General features: G+C 49.3%; 22 protein-coding genes and 1 other annotated feature. Of the genes, 9 read left to right on the top strand and 13 right to left on the bottom strand.

Features of this window, described 5'->3' with window-relative positions; translation table 11 throughout:
* Positions 1-39: 39 nt before the first annotated feature.
* From hisD to hisJ, 4 genes are all read right to left on the bottom strand, one after another.
* Complete coding sequence (gene hisD / locus D1831_RS02025; protein ID WP_125071161.1) at positions 40-1,326, bottom strand: histidinol dehydrogenase; 1,287 nt, start codon at positions 1,324-1,326, stop codon at positions 40-42.
* On the bottom strand, positions 1,323-1,982 hold the full coding sequence (gene hisG / locus D1831_RS02020) for an ATP phosphoribosyltransferase (RefSeq protein WP_125071159.1): 660 nt from the start codon (positions 1,980-1,982) through the stop codon (positions 1,323-1,325). The genes hisD and hisG overlap by 4 nt, the downstream gene beginning before the upstream one ends.
* Entirely contained in the window at positions 1,975-3,126 is a 1,152-nt protein-coding gene (locus D1831_RS02015; RefSeq protein WP_125071157.1) for an ATP phosphoribosyltransferase regulatory subunit, read from the bottom strand. Before D1831_RS02015 ends, hisG begins: the two co-directional genes overlap by 8 nt.
* 60 nt (positions 3,127-3,186) lie before the next feature.
* Positions 3,187-3,419, bottom strand: a binding site (T-box leader).
* 58 nt (positions 3,420-3,477) lie between these two features.
* On the bottom strand, positions 3,478-4,314 hold the full coding sequence (gene hisJ / locus D1831_RS02010) for a histidinol-phosphatase HisJ (protein WP_125071155.1): 837 nt from the start codon (positions 4,312-4,314) through the stop codon (positions 3,478-3,480).
* 398 nt (positions 4,315-4,712) lie between these two features.
* Between hisJ and D1831_RS02005 the strand changes: the two genes are divergently transcribed.
* Together D1831_RS02005 and D1831_RS02000 are read left to right on the top strand one after the other, a co-directional pair.
* Complete coding sequence (locus D1831_RS02005; protein ID WP_125071153.1) at positions 4,713-5,348, top strand: FMN-dependent NADH-azoreductase; 636 nt, start codon at positions 4,713-4,715, stop codon at positions 5,346-5,348.
* A gap of 38 nt (positions 5,349-5,386) precedes the next feature.
* Positions 5,387-5,875 (top strand): MarR family winged helix-turn-helix transcriptional regulator, encoded by a 489-nt coding sequence (locus D1831_RS02000; protein ID WP_125071151.1) that lies wholly within the window; start codon positions 5,387-5,389, stop codon positions 5,873-5,875.
* A 143-nt stretch (positions 5,876-6,018) separates the two neighbouring features.
* Here the strand turns inward: D1831_RS02000 and D1831_RS01995 are convergent, their stop codons facing one another.
* From D1831_RS01995 to D1831_RS01980, 4 genes are all read right to left on the bottom strand, one after another.
* Positions 6,019-6,591, bottom strand: a complete 573-nt coding sequence (locus tag D1831_RS01995; protein ID WP_125071149.1) for a helix-turn-helix domain-containing protein — start codon at positions 6,589-6,591, stop codon at positions 6,019-6,021.
* Positions 6,592-6,887: 296 nt separating this feature from the next.
* Complete coding sequence (locus D1831_RS01990; RefSeq protein WP_125071147.1) at positions 6,888-7,778, bottom strand: polysaccharide deacetylase family protein; 891 nt, start codon at positions 7,776-7,778, stop codon at positions 6,888-6,890.
* Positions 7,765-8,070 carry a hypothetical protein gene (locus D1831_RS01985; protein ID WP_125071145.1) on the bottom strand — a complete coding sequence of 102 codons (306 nt, stop codon included), beginning with the start codon at positions 8,068-8,070 and terminating at the stop codon, positions 7,765-7,767. Before D1831_RS01985 ends, D1831_RS01990 begins: the two co-directional genes overlap by 14 nt.
* Entirely contained in the window at positions 8,070-9,293 is a 1,224-nt protein-coding gene (locus D1831_RS01980; RefSeq protein WP_318531878.1) for a glycosyltransferase family 2 protein, read from the bottom strand. The genes D1831_RS01985 and D1831_RS01980 overlap by 1 nt, the downstream gene beginning before the upstream one ends.
* A gap of 301 nt (positions 9,294-9,594) precedes the next feature.
* On the opposite strand from D1831_RS01980, the gene D1831_RS01975 reads away from it, so the two are divergent.
* From D1831_RS01975 to D1831_RS01965, 3 genes are all read left to right on the top strand, one after another.
* Positions 9,595-10,755 (top strand): VanZ family protein, encoded by a 1,161-nt coding sequence (locus D1831_RS01975; RefSeq protein ID WP_125071143.1) that lies wholly within the window; start codon positions 9,595-9,597, stop codon positions 10,753-10,755.
* 99 nt (positions 10,756-10,854) lie between these two features.
* Positions 10,855-11,763, top strand: a complete 909-nt coding sequence (locus D1831_RS01970) for a magnesium transporter CorA family protein (protein WP_125071141.1) — start codon at positions 10,855-10,857, stop codon at positions 11,761-11,763.
* Between the two features lie 14 nt (positions 11,764-11,777).
* Entirely contained in the window at positions 11,778-12,125 is a 348-nt protein-coding gene (locus D1831_RS01965; protein ID WP_125071139.1) for a DUF1801 domain-containing protein, read from the top strand.
* 185 nt (positions 12,126-12,310) lie between these two features.
* Here D1831_RS01965 and D1831_RS01960 read toward each other — a convergent pair whose 3' ends face one another.
* Complete coding sequence (locus tag D1831_RS01960) at positions 12,311-13,369, bottom strand: aspartate-semialdehyde dehydrogenase (RefSeq protein WP_125071137.1); 1,059 nt, start codon at positions 13,367-13,369, stop codon at positions 12,311-12,313.
* Between the two features lie 159 nt (positions 13,370-13,528).
* On the opposite strand from D1831_RS01960, the gene D1831_RS01955 reads away from it, so the two are divergent.
* On the top strand, positions 13,529-14,479 hold the full coding sequence (locus tag D1831_RS01955; RefSeq protein ID WP_125071135.1) for a linear amide C-N hydrolase: 951 nt from the start codon (positions 13,529-13,531) through the stop codon (positions 14,477-14,479).
* On the opposite strand, the gene D1831_RS01950 is transcribed toward D1831_RS01955, so the two are convergent.
* The gene (locus D1831_RS01950; protein ID WP_125071133.1) at positions 14,476-14,694 is read right to left on the bottom strand and encodes a hypothetical protein; all 219 of its coding nucleotides are present in this window, start codon (positions 14,692-14,694) and stop codon (positions 14,476-14,478) included. The two genes, D1831_RS01955 and D1831_RS01950, sit on opposite strands and share 4 nt — an antisense overlap.
* Before the next feature lie 233 nt (positions 14,695-14,927).
* Between D1831_RS01950 and D1831_RS01945 the strand changes: the two genes are divergently transcribed.
* A complete protein-coding gene (locus tag D1831_RS01945; protein ID WP_125071131.1) occupies positions 14,928-17,618 on the top strand; it encodes an MMPL family transporter in 2,691 nt (896 codons plus the stop codon).
* Positions 17,619-17,681: 63 nt separating this feature from the next.
* On the opposite strand, the gene D1831_RS01940 is transcribed toward D1831_RS01945, so the two are convergent.
* Both D1831_RS01940 and D1831_RS01935 read right to left on the bottom strand, forming a co-directional pair.
* Positions 17,682-19,742 (bottom strand): MSCRAMM family protein, encoded by a 2,061-nt coding sequence (locus D1831_RS01940; protein WP_158610631.1) that lies wholly within the window; start codon positions 19,740-19,742, stop codon positions 17,682-17,684.
* A gap of 376 nt (positions 19,743-20,118) precedes the next feature.
* The gene (locus D1831_RS01935) at positions 20,119-20,553 is read right to left on the bottom strand and encodes a GNAT family N-acetyltransferase (RefSeq protein WP_125071127.1); all 435 of its coding nucleotides are present in this window, start codon (positions 20,551-20,553) and stop codon (positions 20,119-20,121) included.
* Positions 20,554-20,729: 176 nt separating this feature from the next.
* Between D1831_RS01935 and D1831_RS01930 the strand changes: the two genes are divergently transcribed.
* Together D1831_RS01930 and D1831_RS01925 are read left to right on the top strand one after the other, a co-directional pair.
* Entirely contained in the window at positions 20,730-22,883 is a 2,154-nt protein-coding gene (locus D1831_RS01930) for an LTA synthase family protein (protein ID WP_125071125.1), read from the top strand.
* A 102-nt stretch (positions 22,884-22,985) separates the two neighbouring features.
* Entirely contained in the window at positions 22,986-24,779 is a 1,794-nt protein-coding gene (locus tag D1831_RS01925; RefSeq protein WP_125071123.1) for a glycerophosphoryl diester phosphodiesterase membrane domain-containing protein, read from the top strand.
* Between the two features lie 122 nt (positions 24,780-24,901).
* Here the strand turns inward: D1831_RS01925 and D1831_RS01920 are convergent, their stop codons facing one another.
* Entirely contained in the window at positions 24,902-25,906 is a 1,005-nt protein-coding gene (locus tag D1831_RS01920) for an NAD(P)/FAD-dependent oxidoreductase (RefSeq protein ID WP_125071121.1), read from the bottom strand.
* Between the last annotated feature and the right edge of the window lie 15 nt (positions 25,907-25,921).

The following is a 25,921-nucleotide window of genomic DNA, read 5'->3' as shown; positions in this document are numbered from 1 at the left end:
TCCCTTTAAAATCACGCGACTAATGCTCAAACTAACCTTTTAATCGTAATAGGTGTCAAACCGGGACTCGATCGCCCGGGCGTGACCTTCCAGCCCCTCTACACGGGCTAACGTGGTAATGGCCGGGGCCTCCTTAGCAAGCGCGGCCTTAGTGTATTGAATAAACGACGTCCGTTTAACAAAGTCGTAAACGCCCAGTGGTGAGGAGAACCGGGCCGTCCCACTCGTTGGTAAAATGTGGTTAGGACCCGCCACGTAGTCCCCAAGCGGTTCGGAAGCGTACTTGCCAAGAAACACGGAACCAGCGTTACGAATGAGATTTAGGTACTGGGTCGGTTCACGCAGTTGAATTTCCAAGTGTTCCGGCGCCACCGTATTCATCAACTCAAACATGTCTTCAACCCGCTGAACCACGGCAATAAAGCCCTTTTCGTTAACCGCGGCGGTCGCAATTGCCGTCCGTGGTAACACCTCTAACTGTGACGTAACGTTGGCACTAACAGCCTGAGCGAGCTTTAAACTGTCCGTAATCAGGATGGGCCGCGCACGGCGGTCGTGTTCCGCCTGACTCAGTAAATCGGCAGCCAGCTGACGGGGATCGGCGCTATCATCGGCAATAATGCCGATTTCAGACGGTCCGGCCACCATGTCAATGGCCACCTGACCAAAGACCTGCTTCTTAGCGGTCGCCACGAAGACGTTCCCGGGACCGATGATCTTATCAACCGCGGGCACGGATTCCGTTCCGTACGCCAAGGCGGCGATTGCCTGGGCCCCACCTACTTGGTAAATGGCGTCGACGCCGGCAATCTTAGCAGCGGCTAACACGGCCGGGTTGATACCGTCCTTTTGTGGGGGCGTTACCATGACCACTTCGTTAACCCCGGCAATCTTGGCGGGTAACGCACTCATCAATAACGTCGACGGGTAAGCCGCGGTACCCCCGGGAACGTAGAGGCCAACCCGCTTCAACGGTAAAAGCTTTTGGCCCCGTAACACTCCGGGTTGCTCGGCGTCCATAAAGCCGGTCGCCCGTTCTTTTTCGTGAAAACTGGTAATGTTGCGCTTGGCCAGCAACAACGCGTCTTTGACCTTGGGATCAAGCTTAGCGTAGGCTTCATCAATAACTGATGGTGACAGTTTAATCTGGTCAAGCGTGACGCCGTCAAAGTTTTCTTCATATTTACGTAACGCCGCGTCACCGTTTTGAATCACGTCGGTGATGATGTTACGGACGGTCGCTTCTACTTTTAAATCGGTCAACTGCTGCGTTTTGGTTTGGACTAACTTTTTTAAACTGGCTAAATCTTCATTAATAATTTTCATTTTACAGACTCCTTTGATGATGGGGACGAAACCACGGCCGCCAAACGGTCAACTAACTCATAAATGGCTTGCTGGTGCTGTTTTAACGCTAACCGGTTCACGACTAGGCGTGTGGAAACCGGCTGTAAATAATCATAAATTTGTAAGTGATTTTCGCGTAGCGTCGTTCCGGTTTCGGTAATGTCCACGATGGCGTCGGCCAACCCGGTCAACGGGGCCAGTTCGACCGAACCTTCAATTTTAATGATCTCGACGTCTTGACCCAGCTGATCAAAGTAACGCTGGGTGATCAACGGGTACTTTGTGCCGATAATTTTACGGCGCGGCGCCCGGGGGTCAAAGTCACTGGTGGAAGCTAACACGAACTGACACTCCCCGACTCCCAGATCTAGTAATTCGTACTGGGTGCTCTGATGTTCCGTCAAAATGTCGCTCCCAACGATGCCAATGTCGGCGGCACCGCGTTCCAAAAACGTCGTCACATCCGGACCCTTGGCGAGGATGAACTCGTACGGCTGGCTCGTTGAGTCAAAGATCAAGCGGCGTTTTTTATTCCGGACCAAGGAACAATCAATACCGGCTGCTTCCAGTAAAGGGATCACTTGCTGTTCGACCCGGCCCTTCGTTAACGCAATTTTTATCCGTTCTTTAGGCATTGGCGCCACCTCCCGTTAAATCTACTAACGTTGCCCCGATTCGCTGGGTCTCCTGCTTAGCCGCCACAATGTTTGGTGCCAAACTTAAACTGGCGTATGGCTGCTTGGCTAAATAAGCTTCGGCTTGATTCCACTGCTCAGGCTCAAAATAAATTAACTGTTGGGTCTGTGGGGACCGTTGCGCCGTCGCTAAGCTCGTGAGTAGGTCAACGTTGATGCCCATGCCCACGGCCGGCTCCGGGTCGGCCTGAAAATTGGCTAACAGCTGGTCGTAACGGCCACCGCTAAATAGGTAACCAGCGCCCGCTTGGGAATACCCCCGAAACGTCAAACCGGTGTAATACTTTTGGGGAGCTTGACTACTAAGGTCGAGTGACACCGCCTGATCCGGCATGGTCCGGCGCATCCAGTTCACTACCCGCGTCAGCCGGGTCACGCTCGGTTGGACCGTGGCGGGTAACGGTGCAGCGGCTAACCGCTGTAAAACGTCTTCCGGTTGCCCAAATAACCGGGGCCACTCCCGTAAAAACGGGTACAGGTCCTGATCCTGATAGGCCGCAATCAGTGCTTGGTACTGCGGAACCCGTTTGTTGAACAGGGCGGTTAGAATTGCCCGCTGCGTTTGCGGCGCGTCCGTTAAACTAGCGACGACCCGCTGCGCAAACTGCGCGTCCCCCAGTTCAATTTCCACGGCATCTTCGATCACTTCGGCGCTCAGCTGTTGGGCAATCGTTAAACATTCCAGTTCCGCTTTCAGTGAGGCGTAACCGATGAGTTCAACCCCGGCCTGGGTGATTTGGTTATACGACCCGGAAAGTTGGCGACTCACCCGAAAAATGTCGCCCACGTAACTAAACTTCTGAGGAAGCGGGACCTTGGTTGCGCTGATGAAACGGGCAATCGGCAAAGTCAGATCCGGTCGTAAAACTAAGGTCTGGCCCTCGTTACCGAGTAAACGGTACAACTGGTAGTTTCCCATCTGGTACGGATCAAACACCGCTTCGTTTTCTAATAACGGGGTTGCAATTGGCGCTAGCCCCCGCTGCTTAAAATGAGCCTGGATCACCGAAATTAGTTGTTGCTTAGTTTGGGCCCGGTTACCGAATTCATCCCGGGTCCCCAATGGTAATAAGTGTTGTAACATGCTAACGCCTCCTTGACAGTTAATGATTGGATTAAAAAAACGCCCCCTTAGCAAATTTGCTAAAAGGACGTTTACACGTGGTTCCACCTTATTTCGCCGGTAGCTCACACTACCGACCTCATGTTGAACAAAGTCAACTTGGATAACGAAACCAATTCGGCTGAGGCTAATGATACCCGTTCACCCCAGCAGTTCATAGATGTGATTCGTTAACCATGTCCGCCCGGTTCGCAGCTACCCGGACTCTCTGGATGGAGGGATGGTTAATTACTTTTTCTAATCGCAACCGTTTATTAAAATTTAATTAGCTATTTAATTTAAAACTCATTGTAGTGAGTCAACGACGGCTTGTCAACCGTTAATTAATTTTTTTATGAGATGCATCCCCCGCCCGACACTCGCAATATCGTGGGCGTCAGAACCATAAACTAGCGGAATACCAAGTCTTTGTGCCCGTTCCAAAATTTGACTTCCCGGATAAAAATCATTGCAATAGGGTTTATACAAACCGGCCAAATTTAAATCTAGCTGGCAGTGCTGCTGATGGATCAGCCCTAACGTCTGGTCCACTAGTGTCAGATTTGCGGTGTCTAACGGTTCCGTCAAACCAAAGTAGTCCTGATACTTACGCACCAAACTCATGTGGCCGATCCGCTGCGGGGCAAACGCCCCCAGATCAGCTTGAACCGAAGCCCTAATAGTCCGGTAATACTGTTCAAACAACCGTTGTGGGGTCGCCAACCACTGCCCAAATCCAGCCTGAAAATCAGTGGGACTTAAATCCACGCACCAGAACTTTTCCCGCGCGCCACGCATAAAGTGCACTGATAAAATATTCTCCTGCGTCTGTGGTCCGTACTGGTTTAAAAAACGCCGGGTCCAGTCCTCGTACCCCGGTAAATAATCCACTTCAAACCCAACTGAAATATCAATTTGAGCCGCGTAACGTCGTTTCAACTCACCGGCCAACTGTAAGTATTCCGCGACTTGGTCCACTCGTAACGACGCTTCACTATAACCTTCCGGGCTCCCTGCCAATTCCGTCTGCAACGCCGGTGGCAACGGTGCGTGCTCGGTTATACAGTAACGTTGCAGGCCTAGTTGAATCGCCCGTTGAACCATTTTTTCGGTCGCTTCCCCGCTCCCGTGTGGGCATAATTCGGTGTGCGTATGTCCATCCATTAACATTTTCTCATCACCCTTTAATAATTTTACGCCTATTCAATCATAAATCAGCAGGTTCCGCAAGCATCATCACAGGATAATGAAACTATAATTTTTAGATGATTTTAGTTAAAAAACGGTGTGCTATTCATTGTTATTCATTTTTGCGCGGTTTGATTACTGTGGGCACACTTCAGAGCCGATTTCAAAGCCCGGAATCAACTCAAAAACTGAGTCGCAAACAATTCCGAGTGCCTGAATGGTCTACCGTTATTTAAATTTTAACCTTTAGTCTAGCTCATCTCACCGGTCAATTTGACGGGCCTAGTTCAGTTCAGGGTATTTTGTTTAAACATTTTTGTTGACAGTCAACAACAAGCGGTACATAATGTTGCTTATCAACAAAAAGGGAGATCGATATTATGACAACCAAATTATTAATGATCCTAGCACATCCGCATACCACCGCGCCCAGCGCTTCGTTAACGGTGGCTAACCGTTTTAAGACGGCCTACCAAACCAGCCATCCCGACGACACGGTCATCGTGCGCGATTTATATCAAGACGGCGTTCCGCCATTGAACGACACCACTTTCGAAGCCTGGCGCAAGCAGAAATACGGGCAGGCGCTAACCCCCGCCGAACAACAGCTCCTGGCGCAACACGCGGCTTGGCTGGACGAATTTCTGACCGCCGATAAGGTCGTTTTCGTCAACCCGATGTATAACCATTTCTTACCCGCCGAGCTTAAGCAGTACCTGGACCTGACCGCGGTCGCCCGCAAAACGTTTAAATACACCGAACACGGTCCCGTTGGCCTATTAACTAACAAAAAAGTCCTCCACATCCAAGCGACCGGCGGCTTTTACCACGCCACTAACGGTCAGCATAACCAGAAGGAGTACGGCGAACCGTACTTGCACGATATGATGGCCCTTTACGGGGTTCAAGATTACCAGACGATCTTCGTCGAGGGACTCGACCGTTTTCCGGAAAAACGGGCCGCCACGACCGCCCAAGCGGCCAAAACCGCCGCGAAACTCGCCACCACCTTCTAGATTCGGTATAATGGAATCAACACTGGGAGGTACGACTAATGACAACGTCAGCAGAACAACAAATTTTAGACACGATCGGCGCGATCCGCAAAGCGCGGGCCGCCACGACCATCGAACAAAAGTGGTTGCGGGCTCACGTGACCGATCCGGTGCTCAGTGTCAAGCTTCCCGCGATCTCGATCGTCGGTCTACATTTGTTATCGGCGTTGCAATCCGCCCCCCAGACCGGGATCGACCTGGCAGAAGCCCTTGGCGTGACCCGGGGTGGTGTGACCCGGGCCGCTAAAAAATTGGTGGACCAAAACTTGGTCACCACCTTTAAACGACCGGACGACCGCAAAAAACGCTTTTACCAGCTAACCCCGGCCGGTCGGACTCTGGCGCACCAGCACGACTTAATGCACCAAGTCCGTAACCAGCAGCTGATCGACCAGCTCCATACCGAGTTTAAACCGGACGAACTGGCCGTGATCAACCGGTTTTTAGTAATGGTCGAACACTACGAACGTCAAAAACCTACTGACTAAATAAACTCACGTGTGACCAGCTGCTTGCTGATTCCACGTGAGTTTTATTTTTATTCCCGAATAATTATTATCAAAACGGGTTTCAAAAGTCAGCGGGCTCCGCTTAACAGCTAACCGACTTTTGGCCCACTCTGTTTATTCATCTACATATAACGAATATAGTTTAATTGCAATAATTTATCGACCCGCGCCGAATTTTCCGGTGACAGTTTGATCCCGTTCTGGCGTAAACACTTCGAAAAATCCAGTCCCATCCGGTCAAACACGTAAATATTCGACCCCGACTGCTGACGGATCAGTTCACTGTAATATTGTCCGACCAGTTCCCGGAACGGCTTTTCAGTGGTCGTATTCAAATGCGCCACGAGGTCCATCATGATTGCCGTGGCGACTTTCGCCCGATCCTGACCACCCGCGTACCATTTGACCGGTTTATTGATTTTATCTTCTCCCATTGTATCCCGACTCCCTCGCCGGAACAGCACGCTAAACCACGAACACTTGGAAACCGTCACGGTCAGTCCCAATAAGCAGTCGGCTGAGACCTCAAACAGTTGCGTCAGTGCCACTAAACCTTCTAAGTCCGGGTAACTTTTACCTAACTCCCACTTAGAAACAGTTTGGCGGGTCACGTTCAGTTGCTCCGCGAGTTCCTGCTGCGACCAGGCTCGTTGTCCACGCTGTTCCTTTATTTTTTGTCCGACTTCGATTTTCACTGTACCGCTCCCCCACTTAAAATGAAATACTAACGGACGCACCAATTGGTTGCACCCGTAATTTAGTTCCCGCAACGCGGCGTTGCACTCCCGTCAAATCGCAGTTTCGCACCATTTTTGTCAGGGACCGGTACCGAACTTTTTTACCTTGCAGTTTTACCTAAGACACTACCGCGGGACAATTAACAACACCCCGTCAAAGCAGGGCTCATAATGGCGCCGTTGATTAATTATTTTGATTAATAAAAAAAGAGTTACGACTGCGTTTAGTAGCAGTAACTCTTATCAAAAAAATATTATTTGCTGAGCCAATCCCGAATGCTGGGCCAACTGTCATGGTTGATGATCATCCGCGGAAGCTGGTTCATACTGGTCTGATCAGTAACGATCCCAACGTTCAGGGTCGCAATTCCGGAGGTCAAGTGCTGCCGACTGAGGAACCGGTTGATCCGGTTTGGGCCACTCCCGTAAGGATAGGCAAACATTTCTGCGTTGACCCCCATGTGCTGTTTTAGTTCCCGTTTGCTGATGGCAAAATCTTGGGTGAACCGGTGGTACTCCTTAGGTTGGTCAAAAATTGGCGTGAACTTTTTGGTTAGGTAGTGCATGTCGTGGGTGTGTAAGCCCAACGTCATCAAGCTACCAGCACTTTGCTTAGCCGCTTTAATCTCGTCCCAACTAGCTAGTTGCGTCCCTTCACGGTAACGACCGGTATTGCCAGTGATGATGAAAGTGGTAAAAGGCAGGTGGTACTTTTTCATAACGGGTAAGGCGTTATCAATCATGGTTCGATCAATATCGTCGAAGGTCAATACCGCGTAGCGCCCCTTAATTGGTTGGTGACTGGCTTTCATTTTAGCCATGGTCGCACTAGAAATCACCTTGATGTGATGTTTATGCAGGTAGGTCATTTGCTGGGCAAACTGGTCAGCCGGCACGTCAAAGTCGTGGAGTTGTGAATTACTGGACAGTACCCGGGAAACGTCCACTCCGGCCGTGTTCTTAAGAATTCGGTGGTAACAAAAGATAATAATCCCGTTTTTAGTTTTGGCATCATCGGCCGGTAAGGCGTAGTTGGTGTCTTTTTCACGGTTAAATTCAAAATTTTTCTGAACCGTAAACCCCATACCAACAACGATCAGAACCGCGACGGCCCAAATTAATAATTTCCGACTACTTCTCTTCACTGTGCGTCCGCCCCCGTAACTTTTTTAAGCGCATTGCTGCGTACAAACCGACCGCCAGTGAAACTAACGCGATAATACCGAGCACAATGCCGTACAACTTGTAATCAAGGTTTAATAACAAATAAAAACTAACTAACGAATCACTGTAAACGTGAAAAATAAAACTTAAGTTAACAACGATAACGAACGCCACGAAAAACCATAGCGCGACCAGCATGATGACGCGCCCAAGGGTTCGTGGCCGGCTCGTTTTTTTTCGAATAACGTAGTGCCGTTTTGGTGCTGGTGTCATTATTTCAACCCCCGATCCGGACTAGTCCAGGTCCCGATACGGTCCGGGTCCAAGACAAACGAAACCGCGGCGGCGATACAACTTACCAGGTTGATCATCCAGTAGTATAAAATATAGATGGGCACTAATAAGAAATCACGCCACTGTAAATAAGCTGCGTCTTGTGAAGCACGGAAGCCAATCCCAAATTGAGTGAAACTAATGATCAATAAAATGAGTAAAATATCCCCATCCAACTGAACGGTGTGCACAAAAATCAAGTTTAACACCCATGAAATTAGGCTTAACGCGGTACAGATCGCCCACAAATTACTAATAATCGTTTCGGATAGCAGCGCCCGTTTGCTCAAAGAACCGTGTAACAGGACGTCACGGTTACTAGCCAATACTTCCAGGCCACCACGCGACCAGCGTTGCCGTTGTTTAACCAGGTTACGAATGGACTCCGGCACTAAGATCCAACAAATCGCCCGTGGTTCGTAACGAACTTGCCAGCCGTGCCGGTACATCCGCCAGGTAATGTCAATATCTTCAGTCATCACGGCCGCGTTCCACCCACCGACTGCGTCTAGGGCTTCCCGCCGAAACGCAACGATCACACCCGAAACGGTCGTGATCCGTCCAGCTAAGAACGCCTGGGCTTTTTTAATAATGTCGATCACGCCAATGTACTCCAATAGCTGTAATCGTCCCAAAATAGTCGTGCGATTACGGACAACGGGCTTGCCCGCCACCGCGCCGATCCGTTGGTCACTGTTTAGCGTTTCGACGAGTTCGGTTAACGATTGGTAGTCCAAGATCGAATCCGAGTCAATTCCAAGCACGTATTCACCCTTGGCAACTTTTAGTCCCTGATTAAGCGCGTTAGCCTTCCCCTGGTTAACGTCAATTGGGACAACCTTGATCGTAAACTTAGCCCGGTAAGTTTTCTGCAACGCGTACATCATTGCTAACGTTTGATCGTCACTCTTGTCATCAATCAAAATCACTTCAAAATGGTGATAGTGTAACGCCGCAATCGACGCAACGGCCCCCTTCAGCGTGTCCTCCTCATTATGTGCTGGTACCAATATCGAGACTAACGGCGAAGTTTGCGTCGTTAATTCGGGACGGTGCTCAGATCGTTGTAGGCGCCCAAAATACAAACACCCGATGATCCAAATCGCCGCTACCAAAATTGGATAACCAATCACAAAATCATTCATTACGTTAATAACCCACATGCGTAAAAAACTCCTTTAATTCATTAACCATGTTATTCCAGACAAGCATATATATTATTTACTAATATTAAACAAATCATTCTAACACGATAATTTGATTCACCCGGTGGAACGACATAAATCATTAATTTTGCGTCATTATCGTTGATAATTAAATTGCTTCGGGTCACATTTCGTCCCACCACTAAGGTTAACATTTGCCTAATTTAATGATATTAATTTAAAAGTAACCGGACACATGGTATGCTCAAAATAGCAAACTTCAGCTTGAATCCTGTACCTTAATTTAAGGGGCGTCGTCATGTACGAACTAATTACCAAACTTTATCAGTTAGCACTTTCCAGTCACGTCGTCAGTACTTTATTGGAACCGGTCCACGTGATCATTCTTGCATTACCGCTAGCAACTTTACTGGTTGCAATTCTCATTTTAGCGGGCCAGCTGCGGCTTAAAACGACTTTGACGGAGCGTAACCTGGTTAGCACCTATTCCTTTATTTGGTACCTGGCTGCGGCCTACTTACTCATTATTTTGCCGTTGCCGACGCGCAGTTCCGTTGCCGCTATGACCGGGGCGGAGTACAACTTACAACCGTTCTTCTTTTTATCCCAGTTAAAACTACTAACGCCGTTTCAGCTGCACGATTCCAGTACCTGGCTCAGTGCTTTTAAATCGTCGAGCTTCTTTCAACCGTTTTTTAACGTCCTGTTATTCATGCCAATTGGGGCCTACTTGAAATGGCGACACCACTGGCCGCTCTGGTTGATTACCCTGAGTAGTTTTACCCTCTCACTCTTTTTTGAAACGACCCAATTAACGGGACTCTACGGCTACTATTCCCGGGCCTACCGAATGTTTGACGTTGATGACCTACTGATGAACACGCTCGGTGGTGTCGTTGGCGCCTGGGCACTGGTCTTCATTCCGGCTAAGTGGCGCAATACCGACCACTCAACGGTGCTCAACTGGACCCACCACCCGATCAACTGGCGCCGGATTGGCGCGTTGCTCGTCGACTGGGGCCTAATTGCCGCCTTTGACGGGGCCTACTTTATCCTGGTCAAACACTTCGGTTTAAATTTGCCCCACGATTATCGCTGGCTATACGTTGGCGACATCCTGCTCTTCTTCATCTTACCGACCGTACTGACGGGAAAAACGGTTGGCGGACTGCTTTTTAACAGTCGCGTCCGTTCCGTCAGCGGTCGCCGTGCGAACCCGCTACAATTGCTGATTCATTACGGGGGCTTATACTTCGTGGGCTTACCGCTGCTTTTTCTCGATCTGTGGCTGTTTAACCGCCTCGGTGATTTGCCAAGTGCTTCACTCAATCGCCTGGACGTGTACTTAGTTGGCGTTTCGTTGCTCTTGTTGATCATGAGTTACGACTTGCTGCTGGCCCTATTCAACCGTCAACACCACCTCTGGTGCGAACGGCTTAGCCGCACAACCGTTGTGTGACAGCCCCGCATTCCGGCGTTGATTAAACAAATCTACCTTTACGTTAGTCCGGCAATCATGTTAAATTGAAGGTAAATTAAATTTCTGGAAGTTAAAACTATGATAAAAGTACAAGAATTAAGCGACGATTTCCGCTGGGTCGCTGTTAATAACTATACTGATAATGACTATCATCAATTGGTCAGTTCAGAACACGTGACCGACGAAATGTTGGGCTACGCAACCGACCAACACGAACGGGGCCGTTTGGAATATGATTCCAAAAGTGCCATTACGACCATTATCTTTGACGTAGTCACCAATAACGAAGATGAGGGGACTTATACAGCACAGGTAAGCTTTATGTTGATCGACCACACCTTGCTAACCTTTACGACCGATAACACCATCTTTGTGGAGGACATGCTTGCCGACGAGATCGATGCCGACTGGGAGCACGTGTTGCACCCGTTTGACTACATTTTTGAAGTGCTTTATAAACTCTCGCGCCAATACTTTTCCGCCATTAATCAAATTAATAAAGAACGCCAAAATATCCAAACTAAAATGAAAAAGCAAATTCAACGTTCCGTTATCCTGCAATTAATGGATCTCGAAACCACGTTAGTTTACTTTTTAACTTCCCTAAAAAGTAATAACGACCTGTTACAATCCTTAAAACGGTTTGCACCGGTTAAATTTTCCACGTCCCAAAAAGAACGGCTAGACGACATCATCGTCGAAGCCCAACAGGGGTTGGAAATGGCAAACATTGCTTCCGACATCATTGGGCGGGTGTCTAACGCCTATTCCAATATTTTGGATAACAGTTTGAACAATACCATGTGGTTACTAACCATTTTTTCGATTGTGTTGACCATGCCGAACATTGTTTTCGGATTTTTCGGCCAGAACGTCGACCTGCCATTCATGAAAAACCCGTTTGGCTGGGAAATCACCGTCGCCATCGCGGTCGGTCTGTGTGCACTGACCATCTGGTTACTTCGGCGCAACTCATTTCGTAAGTGAAAGGATGACGCTCAATGCCCAGTCGTAATAAAGTAACGGACACGGCCGATTACGTGTGCAAAGCCGCTCCGGAAGCGCAGACCATCTTGACCACGCTCGACCAGCAAGTTCGAACGGAACTCCCAACGTTTACACCTAAAATTAAGTGGAACCTACCGTTTTACGAGCAGGAAAGCCATTACGTTAGTATTGCCGCTTATAAGGTCCACGTTAGCCTCAGTGTTTCTGTCGATTTACCCGAAACATTGTTGACAGCCGCCACCACCGCCGGGTACGCGACCGGACAGAAGCGTTTAAACATTGGGTTAAATCAGGCGGTTCCAACTGCATTAGTTCATGCTATCTTGGCCCTCCTTAAATAAGGCACCAAAACTTTAAAGCGTCTAAATTACTCCAAATAAACTGAGTAATTTAGACGCTTTGCTGTTTATGGCAATGGTGTCAAAGTCGGTTTGTTCCGTTTAATCTGCGCCAACAACCTTTGGCGAACTTGCGTTGTTTTACAAAAAAAGTGTCAGCGACGCGTCGCTGACACTTTTGAAGGCGATTACTGCATGTGCAATAAGCCCATCTTTTCCATGGTTTCGGCAATTTGTACGGAGTTCCAAGCGGCACCCTTTAACATGTTGTCGGAAACGTCCCACATCTGGAAGGCTTGCGGCGTTTCTTGGTCCGGACGAATCCGGCCAACAAAGGTGTCACGGGAACCTTCGGCGTTGTGCGCTTGTGGGTAAATTTGGTGATCCGGGTCGTCTTGTAAAACGATTCCGGGTGCCTTGGCCAAAACATCCTGGATGTCCTTGACCGTAGCTTTAGGATCTTCAACTTCAAAGTAGATGGATTCGGAATGGGCAACTGGTACCGGAATCCGAACACAGGTCGCAGTGACTTTGATATCCTTACTGTCCATGTCGTTTAACATGATCTTTTTGGTTTCGTGGATCATTTTCCACTCTTCGTGGGTGTAGCCGTCTTCTTCAAACACGTCAATTTGTGGTAACGCGTTGAAGGCGATCGGGTAGTGCTTTTTGTCACCAGAAACGGGCAGGATGTGGGCTTCCATATCCTTACCGTCTAAGTAAGCCTGGGTTTCGTCCCGTAATTCTTGAAGGGCCCGGTTCCCGGCACCACTAACAGCTTGGTAAGTTGAAACAATGACCCGCTTCAAACCAAAGGCTTTACGAATTGGTTCGAGTGCAACCACCATTTGGATGGTTGAGCAGTTCGGGTTCGCCACGATACCGTGGTGTGCCTTTAACGCTTCCGGGTTAACTTCGGGAACCACCAGTGGGATCTTAGGATCCATCCGGAAGGCACTCGTATTGTCAACAACTACCGCTCCCCGTTTTACGGCTTCGGGAGCAAACTTTTTCGATACGGAACCACCAGCTGAGAAGAGGGCCAAATCAATTCCTTCGAATGATTCGGGAACCGTTTCTTCAACCGTTAAAGGTTTCCCGTTGAATTGTAGCTGCTTACCCGCTGAACGACTTGATGCCAAAAGCTTAACGGAATTGACCGGTAAACTCGTTTGTTCCACCATTTTGATCATCCGTGCACCAACTGCACCGGTTGCACCGACAATCGCGACGTTATATCCACTCACTATGAAGACCTCGCTTTGATAGTTATTGAAACATCATTATAGCACGATTTTAAAAATTAGAAAACAATGAGTCTGTTCGATTACTGATTACTAATGTTTATTAACCTCAACGACGGACCACCAGGCGTATACTGAACTTAACTCTAAGGAGGTCTTTACATGTGTACTAGCCTGACCTATACGGATACCGCACAGCACCCCTACTTTGCCAGGACGATGGATTTTCCAACTACGACGCCCTGGCGGCCAATTTTTCTTCCCCGCCACTACGCTTGGCCCACGGGTTTACAAACGACGCGGCGAACCCGTTACGCCATTTTAGGGGGTGGCCGTCAGCCGCAACACTTTAATAGTTGCCTCATGGCCGACGGGATCAACGAAGCCGGTTTAACCTGTGCTGAGTTGTACCTCCCACACGCGGTTCACTATCAAGCATCCACACGCCCGGGAGCCGTGAACTTAACGCCCCAGGGCTTTATTAACTGGGTTCTCGGGGAACACACGTCGGTTGCAGCCGTAGTTGCCGATCTGCCCCGGGTCAACCTAGTCGCCAAGCTCTGGGGTGGTGACGACCAGGTCTATCCCTTTCACTGGTTCTTATGTGACGCGACGGGCCATAGCGTAGTGATCGAACCCACCGCAACCCCCTTGAGCGCGCAGGCCAATCCGGTGGGGGTACTGACCAATACGCCAATTTTAGCGCAACACGTCCACAACCTGAATCGCTACTTAAACGTTACCGGAGCCCAGTTTACCCCAGCCACCACCATGGCAGCCAAGCAATGGTTAAACGCGCACCGACCATTACCAACCAGCCCTTTACCTACTGACCGCTTCGTTCATACCGCCATTCGCCGGTTGGGCACACCCCAACTGCACTCAGATCAAGTTAAAACGACCCTGTTGACCTGGTTAGCCGAAGTTAGTCTGCCATACGACGCAACTAAAACCAACCGTACGCACAACTACACCCATTATCGCTGCCTAATTGACCTGCAAGCTCAATGCTATACTTTCATGGCGCGTCAACAGTCCCAGCCACGCACCATCCGCTTAACCGCGGACATGGCGGCGAACTGGCACGCCCCGGTCATTTACCAGGAAAATTAATGGCGCCGCTTTAAGAAATGATCGAACGCGGTGTTAATGGCTTGGCGTACCCGGGGGTCTTTTAAATCGGCTTGTTGGGCTGCTTGCTCCCCGGTGACCCGGCTAACGACCTGCAAATAACCAAATAGGACCTGACTTGGGTCTAAATGGTACTGCCCCGCTAACGCAACGGCCAGATCATAGCGATCCGGTCCTAATAACGCTGAATAATCCATTTCATCATTCCTCCGTTTTAACCGTATTGATAAATTAACTGATTTAACTAGTCCCAAATGGCGACTTAACAACCATTTTTGACCGCGCTAAACCTGACAGCGTTTTACAATAACATATTCTCCAAAGAATTGCTTTGATTGGTTTCGTCCATCCAAACCGACCGCTCAAATCCCGGCATAGTATGGTAAGATAATCCTAATAAAAGTAATCAAAAGTGGGAGCGTCAAGTCGAATGCGAAAGTTGTTAAAAGCCAAGTTTTTATTTGTATTTTTTTGGATCATCGTAGTATTTGCTAGCATTGCAATTTTACCAAACTTGGAGTCACTACTGACTCGTCAGGAAAGCCAAGCAACCCAGTCGACCGTCGTTAATAAGCAGCAACAACGCTGGGGGCACGGCCTAAACGGCACCCAGTCGTTGACCCTGGTCTTTAATAATCCGGGCGGCAAGTTAACGAGTTATCAAAAATACCAGGTCCACCGGGTCCTCAACAACCTAAACTTAAAGGCGGACGATTACGGAATCAAACAATTGCGGACTAGTGAAATGATGACTAACGATAAGCAGCTGCTTACTGCCAGTGATGGTTCAACTGAGATTGCACTGGCCGCGGTCAAAACCAGCACCGCCAACTTACCAATCATTGCCAATCAAATCAATAATGCCATTGCCGTTTCCGGCATCAACACCGCGGTCACCAGCCCACAACTGGTTTCCCGGCAACATACTGAGCAACGTGTCCGCCAAGTCATCAGTGCTTACTTAATCGGTAGTGCCGTCATGCTGCTGATCCTGGGCTTTATTTTCCGTTCGTTGCTCGTTCCACTAATTAACTTACTGACCCAGGTAATCGTCTTAATTACCTCGACAAGTATCATTGCCAACGCCCAAACTACTTGGCGGTTACCGTTCACGGTTAACACCGTAGTCTTAATTGGACTTTTAAGCCTACTCGTCACGACCCTGTTAACGTGGTCCTTCATGCACGATTACTGGGCTGAAAACGTTTTGAATACCGAGAGCGACCAAGTGAGTCTGGCTACCCTCACAATCCAGTACAAACGGTGGTTGATCGTTTTATTACCACTCATTTTACTCGCACTCGTTTTAGAACGGACTCAGCTGATGTCACTGGCTTCGGCGTGGACGTTAGCCGTGGTCTTGGTCATTACGACTCTCGCAACCCCAACCCTCAATTACGCTTTCACCGCCCTACTTGGTGAAAGTATTTATTGGCCGGGTACCCGTGCTTGGCGTCCCCGTCCTAAAAACTTGTGGGGGCAGTTTGCCCGTCTCAGTCACTGGCAACCAATCTTGGGTTGTCTCGCCGCGGCCTTGTTAGTCCTTCCCGGGTTGTTAAGCGCGAAGGCCCAGTTTGCGGACGATAACCTTCACCCGGCGCGCCAGGCCGAACTCACGGCTGCCGAATTCGGACAACAAATGCTCACCGCCCACTTTGGCAACGGTGCGGCGGACCCAATCGTCGTGACGATTCATAATACCAAACCGGTCACGACCCAGGCGGGTTTACAAGCGTTAGACGCCGTTACCACCAAGTTACAAGTTATTAAAAACGTGAACCGCGTTGTCTCAGTCACCCAGCCAACGGGACACCGGCTCAGCCCGTTTTACGTTAAAAATCAGATTTCACTGATCAACGCCGACCTAGCGGGCAAACAAGTCACCGTGACCGGTCTGCAAAAGCGCCTCAATACTGCTCAGCTAAACTTGCAGCAGGCCGCAACGGCCCGCCACGCGAAGTCCGTCGATCGATTATCCGGGCACTTAAATAAATTAGCAACCGCCAACGACGACCTCCTTGACCAACTAAGTACCCTTAATGACACTTTGGCAGAACCGGCCACCGTTAAAGGACACACCGGTCGAATCAATCGTCAGTTTAGCCAGTTGGACCGGTTGAACGACCGCATGACGACTCTACTTAACGACTTAGTCGATGATCAAAACACGGTTGCAGAACAAGCGGGCAAGACTGACCGGAAAGTCCACAAAGTGCGGCAGTCGTTAAAGAAGACGACCCAGGCGTTGCAGTCGTTACTCGCTTCGCTGAAAGTAACGAGCACATACTTGACCGGGCTGGCTAACAGCCAAATTGGCGAAAGCTTCTATTTACCAGCTAACGGACACCTTAATTCAAGCTATCAAAATAGCCTGTTTACTAACGTTAGCAGCGACCAGTTAACGACCCAACTTACCATTACTTTAAACTCATCGCCAACTAGCGCCACGAGCTTCAAAACGTTCCACACGGTTCAACGGGTCGTGAACGATGGTCTGGCAGCGACGCCGCTAAGTCATGCTCAAGTCACAACCAGTGGCGTGACCAGCCAACAAGCGGCTCGTCACCAGTTAATCGCGACCCACGGTATCAAATGGGCCTTACTTGGCCTTGGCATTTTAGCCGTTTGCCTCTGGTTAGCCCTGAGTTCGTTTACCCTGAGCGTTATTTTAACGACCGGGCTCGCCGGATTAAGCCTAGCAAGTTGGGGCTGGACCCAGTTACTCCTGACCCACTGGTTTAAGAACGGGCCCCTCAGCAGTGCCGTCTTTTTATGGGGCGTTGGCCTATTAAGTTTCCACTGGCTCGCCGTAACGCTGATCACGGTCAACCGCAGACGCTGGTTGCGTCAATTTAACGATACCAAACTTTTACGCCACTTTTACCTTGCTGGCCAGTCCGTTTGGCCACTAACCCTTTTTGAATTAACTTACCTGTTGCCGTTGCTCCTGATGAGCGATTCGAACTTACGCGCTTTGGCCGTCATGGGGCTTGTCGGCATCGGGTTAAGTAACCTCTGTGTCCCACTAACCTTACCGGGATTGATCACGTGGGCGGTCCGTCCACCGAAGTTTCCTAAAAAATGGTTAGCTAAGTTCCGACTAACACCTAAAAATCAGTAAAAAAAGAACGGGTGATTGCGTTTTAAAACGCAATCATTCGTTCTTTTTGATTCCCATTAAAAACTACGACAAACGCCGGTAGTAGTGCACACCTAAAATTAACAGTACCCAAGCTAAAATCAAGCCGACGGCCAACACGAATGGGTGGCGAGGTGCTTCGTTAGTTTGTGGCAATCCCGCGGTAGTTGCACCGTTCGTTGTCATTCCTGCCTGAGCACCAGTTGCGGGTTGCCCCGCACTTGTACCAGGTTGACCAGCAACGACTCCCGTCCCCGGTTTTGCGGGTAAAGCATTACCAGCCGCTGGGCCTGATACACTTGGCGCCGTGGGATTAGGTTCACTTGACGTGCCGGGCTCAGTCGGTGTACTTGGTTCCGTTGACGTACCAGGTTCACTTGGTAAACCTGGTTCCGTTGGGGTCCCCGGTTCACTCGGCAAACCTGGTTCCGTTGACGTGCCTGGTTCACTTGGTGTCCCTGGTTCACTTGGCGTACCCGGTTCACTTGGTAAACCTGGTTCCGTTGGCGCACCCGGTTCACTTGGTAAACCCGGTTCCGTTGGGGTCCCAGGTTCACTCGGTGTGCCTGGTTCCGTTGGCGTACCTGGTTCACTTGGTGTCCCCGGTTCACTCGGCTTCGTTGGCGTTGCGGTATCGGTCGCCGTCACGTCGACCGCCGCCGTTGCACCCGCTGCAATCGTGAAGTTTAACGGCGTTGTGTTTAACTCGTAACCGTCCGGCGCTTTCGTTTCAATGAAACTATAGTCACCGGGGGCTAAGTTGTCGACGGTTAGTTGCCCGGCGGCATCCGTCGTTAACCCACTTTGAACCGTTTGGCCAGCCGCGTTATGTAAATCGTAGACCGCGCCCGCCAATACTTTTTGACTAGTGGCATCCTTTTTCGTCAAGGTTACGGCACCAGTCGTGGGTGCAACCGGCGTCTTTTCATCATCCTGCGTCAGCATAATCGGTTCACCCTGAGCAATCGTCTGAGCGCTGACCGTAAACGGAATCGGTTTCGAGTTTAACTCGTAGCCGTCCGGCGCTTTCGTTTCCACGAATTGGTAATCGCCCGGTTGAAGGTCTGAAATAAAAATAGCCCCTTTTTCATTGGTCGTTATTCCAGATTGAATAACCGTACCAGCGTTATCTTGCAACTCATACACCGCACCGCTTAAGGCGGTCTGGTTCGTCGCGTCCTGCTTAGTTAACTTAACACTCCCCAATTCATCTTCGTTGGGATTTTCGCCACTGCCAGTCCCGGAACCACCGTAGCTTACGTTCCCGCTAACCGTTGTTCCGTTCATGCTAGCAGCGTTGCTCCAGTTATTTGAACCGGGTTGCACGTTGGCTAACTTGACGTTATAGACCATGTTAATTGCCGTTGTTACGTTGGTAAAGGTAAACGTTAACTGCTTACCATTCACCGTCACGTCCGGAACGGTCGTCCCGCTTTGAACAAATTCACCGGCAGCGTTATACGCTCCGGTTTGCGCAATAACGGACCCGGGCACGAAAGTTTGGTTGGCGCCCAGCGTATCAGTCACGACCACTTGACCAAGATTTTGACCAGTCGGGTTGACTGCCACGTTCCAAGTAACTTCGGACGGTAACCCGTTGGCGTCATAACTGCCGATCCAACCGACCTTATTAAGGGTCCAATCGAAGTGGACGTCACTGTCGCTAGTCCCCTTGGCATAGAACTGCAAGGACCCGGTTCGGTTTGTCCCGGTTTGCGCTAACGCGTCGTTGAACGTAATTGTCCCGGTAGTTTGACCCGCTTTAATCGTAAAAGTCCCGACGGTTTCACCGTTGTTGTCGACTAACGGAAAGCTCAAGTCAACCGGTGCGACGGTCCCACTAGGTAACGCCACCGTGGCCGTGTCACCCGCGGCAATTGGTTGCCCGTCACGAATTGACCAACTATACTTGACAGTATAATCTTCCCACTTACTCAGCGTACTCGTCCCCGTAACCACGTTACCGTAACGGTCGGTCACGGTGGCTTCTTCACCGGTCAACCCAATTGTGGGAATTTCGTCCGCTTTGGCAACCCGTCCAAACGCCATCACCGTTGTAACGATGGTCAGTAGGCCTAGTAACACTGCAAACAATTTCGTTCGCATATTCTTTTCTCCCCCATTTCTTTCATTTGACCACAACCTAACAATCACGTTAAAGTGGGGCCCATTGCCGAATGAGCGGAATCTAGACTTCCACCTCAACCTACACAACAGTAGAACCATTTTACTGCGGGTGTGTACTCAAACGTTTCAATTGAAAATTACACTTACAAATTCGCTCGTTAACGGTTAACCAGAGTGTGCCAAAAGTCGGTTAGCTGGTGAGCATTAACGGCGTATGGTGAATAATCCTGGGCTTGGATTGTTTGACATACGGGGTTAAGCGGAACCAGCCGACTTTTTACGCACGTTTCGGCAATAATTGTTCGGAGATAAAACAGAGGCTGTGACTTTTGTCACAGCCTCGTTATTGGCCGTTTTATAACGTGTATTGCATTGCTTGGTGCCGCAAACCGGCTTCCATAAAAACCGGACCTTCGGGGACAAACCCCAGTTGGGCGTAAAAACTCTGCGCGGTCACCTGGGCACCTAGCACGAGCCGTGAGAAGTGCCGTTTACGCGCATCGGTCATCATCGCCTGCAGTAATGCCTGCGCGTAGCCGTGGCCCCGGGCCGTCTTTAACGTCGCCACCCGTTGAACGTGTTGGGTCGTGTCATCGTTGGGCGTCATCCGCGCCGTCGCCACCGCGTGAGCCTGGTCATCGTACAAAACGTAGTGCCAGGTTGCCGGGGTAACCGTATCTAGCTCTAACTGGGGAGCGATACCCTGTTCACGGATAAAAACGGCCTCACGAATCATCAGGGCATCCGCGTAAACTGCCGAATCGGTTTGATTACTCTTTTTAATTTCCATCTGCCATTACCACCTTTGACGTGGTTGAGCTTACCGGTTTTAACGGTAAGCGTCAAGTTCGGCATTTAACGCATTCTTAAAAATGTTGGCGAATGCGATTGCACGACTTATGTTAAAATGATTTGATGACTGCTTTTGGGTCATATCCAAATTTCTCGTAAATGAGGTCTTTAAACATGCTTACCAAACTCCGTCAACACCTCGATACGCGGATCGGGTTCTTTTGGCTACTAGTGCTATTGTTCTGGGCCAAAACCCTCTTCGCGTACTTAGTTGAGTTTTCACTAGGCGTTTCGGATATTCTGCAAGTTTTCCTAATGCTGGTCAATCCAATTGCCACCACGGCGTTTCTGTTTAGCTTGGCGTTCTATATTCGTAAAACCGGCTATTATTACTATATTTTGTTGCTGATTGATGCGCTTAATACGGTCATTCTTTACGCCAACGTTATTTACTACCGTGAGTTCACCGACTTTATGACCGTCAGCACGGTTACCGGTTACTCCAAAGTCAATCAGGGGTTGACGGGGTCGTCGCTCGCACTAACTAATTGGTACGACTTCATCTATTGGGCTGATATTTTGATTGTTCTGGCGCTCTACATTTTTCACCGGATCAAACACGATGAGCGGCCCATCGCCAAACGAACCGCGTTTGCTTATACTTCGGTCGCCATTGCGGGCTTCGGTCTGAATCTAACTTTGGCCGAATCCAACCGACCGCAGTTGCTTACGCGGACGTTCGACCGTAACTACATCGTTAAGTACCTCGGGTTAGACGCCTTTACCGTTTATGACGGCATTAAAGACGAACAAACTAACCACCAGCGAGCCAGTGCTAAAAAGTCCGAACTGGACACGGTCAAGGAGTTCACGGAGTCCCACTACGCCGCACCGAACGCAAAGATGTACGGTTTGGCTAAGGGTAAAAACGTCATCGTCATTCACTTGGAAAGTTTCCAACAGTTTTTGATTGATAAAAAGATTAACGGCAAAGAAGTCACGCCGTTTTTGAACAAGCTGTATCACAGTCAGTCAACTTACGCGTTCAAGAATTTCTTCCACCAAGTGGGTCAGGGTAAGACCAGTGATGCTGAAAACATGCTTGAAACTAGTACGTACGGCCTGTCGACCGGTTCGTTATTTTCACAGCTCGGGTCGGATAACACCTTCCAAGCAGCACCGGCCATTTTAAACCAGCGGGCCAACTACTCCTCAGCCGTCTTTCACGGGAACGTTGCTAGTTTCTGGAATCGGAATAACACCTATAAAAACATGGGTTACCAGTACTTCTTTGATGCCAGTTACTACGATACAACTGGTGACAAATCAACTGGTTACGGGTTGAAGGATAAATTGCTGTTTAAAAATTCCGTTCAGTACCTAGAACGGTTGCAACAACCTTTTTACGTGAAGTACATTACCGTTACCAACCACTTCCCGTTTACCATGGATAAGGAAGACACGGACTTTAAGACGACCGATACTAGTGACTCCGCCATCAACGGCTATTTCCAAACGGCCCACTACTTGGATCAATCGGTTCACGAATTTTATAACTACTTGAAAAAGTCGGGATTGTTGAACAAGTCGATGATCATCCTTTACGGTGACCACTACGGCCTATCCAATAGCGAAAACGAGACTTTAGCACCAATTCTTGGTAAATCGGCCAGTGACTGGACGTCCTACGACAACGCCCAACTTCAACGAGTGCCGTTCATGGTCAACATTCCGGGAATTAAGAGTGGTAAAATTGAATCTACGTACGGTGGGGAAATTGACGTTTTACCAACGATTTTGCACTTACTGGGATTATCCAGCAAGCGCTACATTCAATTTGGGACCGACCTCTTCTCCAAGGATCACGACCAAACGGTGGCTTTCCGTAACCGTGACTTCGTTACCCCGAAGTACACCGTTTTAAACGGCAAGGTTTACAGTAACCAAACTAGCGAACAAGTCGAGCTGACGGATAAAATTCAGAAACAAATTGATACTGACCAGAAAAAGGTTAACAAGGAGCTCAGTTTATCGGACTCCCTCAATAGTAAAAACTTGTTGCGGTTCTACACGCCGAAGGGCTTCAAGAAAGTCGACGCGTCCAAGTACAACTACGCGGACGGCCTTGAAAAGGAAATCAAACTTCAGAATAGCTTGAAGGGCGACTCCACCAGCCTTTACTCGAAGAATGGTAACAAGTCGACCGAATCACTTTACAAAACGGACGCACCGGAAGACAGTCACAAGAAGACCGATTCTACCCGGATCAAGATCACCAATCCGGATGATAACGATAGCGCGACAACTTCCAGCAGCAGTTCCAAATAGCTAACGATTAAGCTGGTTCCCGACGTTTTTACGTTGGGGACCGGCTTTTTTATTGGAATTAATGCTAAACTATAAATAAATCTATGTAAGGGGGCTCAACCAATGGGCGCATGGCGTTTTTGGTGGGACAGTAGCCGCCGGTTTGGTAAAAATTGGGGCAGTTACGTTGCCTTAATTTTCGGAACTAACCTGGTGATCAGCTACCTCGCAATACCCTTTTTTAACTGGGCATTGGAACTACTACTTAAATCTCAGGGGGTCACGTACGTTTCGTACACCAACCTCGGCAACATCATCGTTCACTACCCGTTAGCGGCCATCGGGATGCTAATTATTTTACTGGCCGTCATTATTTTAGTTTACTGGCAATTCACTTTCTTGTTACTGGGAATCATGAACATTTTCAGGGGCCGTCCCGAGACAGTGCGCGACGTCTTACAAGACACCGTCGCTAGTTTGCACGATACCTCGGTCGGGACCTTCTTATTTTTTATCGGCTACTTCATCGTCATCTTACCCTTTGGGAGTTTCATTTTTACCACACCGTTACTCAATAAGGCTAAAATTCCGGCATTCATTATCAGCTACTTATTGGATAACCCGTGGATGGCCGTTGGACTAGGCTTGTTTTACCTAGTTGCTGGTTACCTAGGAATCCGGTTGATCAACTTACTACCGTTAATGATCGTGGATCAGTTGCCTTGGCGGATGGCGGTTGCCCGCAGCTGGGATCAGACCCGCCACAAAACCCTGCGTTACCTGTGGTACATGCTGGTTATTCTATTGATGGTCACTTTTATCGTAATGGTCATTTACGGCGCCATTTACACCGCCCAACTGGCGTTAGACCAAACGCGTTTTGCGATGGCGGCCGCTACGCTGAACCTGTTCATCATGGAGAGTGTCACCGAAGTCGTTATTTGCTACACAACGGCGATCTTCATGATGCTGATCATCGCTTTTTACCGGCAGGATTTCACCATCCTACGGCAACATCCCCTGCGTTTTAACGAGGCGCCCCGCTTACGACGCTTCACGCGAAGCAGTGTTATCGTGGGCCTGATCTTCGTTAGTGGCCTGCTGGTTGCCTTTAACCTCGTCTACTTAAACGGACTGGCCATAACCAAGCCGCTGATTATTTCACACCGCGGGGTCGATGATGGCAACGGGGTCCAAAATACGATTCCGGCCCTCCTCAAAACGAGTCGGGAACATCCCGATTACGTCGAGATGGACGTTCAAGTGACTAAGGATCACCAGTTCGTTGTGATGCACGACCCAACGCTAAAGGCGCTGGCCGGCATTAAAAAGAAGCCGGCCCAGCTGACCCTTAAACAACTGCAAAAGATTACGGTGCGTGAAAACGGCTACGCTGCTAAAATCCCCAGTTTTGACGCTTACCTAAAGGCCGCCCATCAGCATCACCAAAAGCTTTTAGTTGAGATCAAGACAAGTGCGGCGTACACCCGTGCCGACACCCAACGGTTCATCAACCGTTACGGTAAAACTTTGTTAGCTCACCATGATCAGGTCCACACGCTGAGTTACCGGGTCATGAGTGATCTCAAACGACTCGATCAAAAACAATTTGTCAGCTACATTTTGCCGTATAACCTAACGTTCCCCCACACCGCCGCGAACGGTTATACCATGGAAGTCACGACTTTAAACGACCAGTTTGTTGATAAAGCCGATCGTTACCATAAGAGCGTCTACGCCTGGGACATCGACGACACCGACCAAATGGATCAAATGATGTTCATGGGCGTTACCGCGGTCATTACCGATAACCTTCACGAAATGCAGCAAGAGGCGAAAACCAACACGGACCACCCGAGTTACGCCAAGCTGCTACTCACCTTCATGAACGAGTTGAGTTTGACCAGTAACGAATAACTCGTCGAAAAACCAAGTACGTCACGCGGTTTATTTTAAGTCCGCTTTAAAGTTGGGCCCCACTCACAAAATAAACGCACCACTGAATTTTGAAAAAATTCAGTGGTGCGTTTTAAGTTTAATTAGTGTTTGGCCTGTTTTTCAAAAAGCGTCGTACTGTGTAGCGGGCTTCGCCGTTCCGGATACAACCGCATCATCAGCTGGTTGACCGCGTTGGGTGCTTCCCCAAATCCACTGGCAATCAAACCGAGCTTGCCCGGATACGTAACCGTGTCACCAATGGCCGTAATTCCCGGTACGTCGGTATTCATTTCGGTATCCACGTTAAACAACTGGTTCGTCATGCTAGGGCTCACGTCCCAATTACGAATCACTTTGTTATCGGCAATAAAGCCGTAATTAACAATCAAAGCATCGACGACGAGGGTTTCTTCACCAGTCCCCCGTACTTCTTTCATGCTTAAATTCAATTGACCGGCCGGCGTTTCGGCTAGAGCCTTAATCAAAAACGGTGTCTTGATGGTCACCGACGACGCTTTAAGCAGGTCGACACTGTGCTCCATCCCCCGGAACCGGTTACGACGGTGCATGATGTAAACCTTTTTAGCGACTGGTTCGAGCATTAACGCCATGTCGATCGCGGAATCGCCGCCTCCCGCAACGAGGACCGTTTGATTCTTAAACTGATCAAGGCTTGGAATGTGGTAAAACAGTTGCTTGCCTTCAAAATCACCGGCGTTATCAACGGCTAACCGTCGCGGTTCAAACGCTCCACTCCCGGTCGCCACGATAATGGCCTTCGTATGCGATACTTGGCCGTTAACGGTGGTCACGGTGAAATCCCCCATCTTGCCACTCACGTTGGTCACCGCACTACTTAACGCCACGTCAATTGGAAACTGCTTCATTTGTTCCGCCAACTGGCTGACCAAATCGGTGGCCTTAATGGCCGGGTAGCCGGCAATGTCGTGAATCATTTTTTCCGGGTACAGTGCTTGGACCTGTCCCCCAAGGGTCGGTAGGCTTTCTAATAATTGCACGCGGGCGTTCCGCATCCCAGCATAAAAAGCCGCAAACATGCCGACGGGGCCCCCACCAATAATGGTCAAATCGTATTTTTCACTCATGGTTTCACTACTTTC

The organism is Lactiplantibacillus garii (genome assembly GCF_003885105.1).
Classification (GTDB): Bacteria; Bacillota; Bacilli; order Lactobacillales; family Lactobacillaceae; genus Lactiplantibacillus; species Lactiplantibacillus garii.
This window is presented reverse-complemented; position numbering and strand designations above follow the sequence as displayed.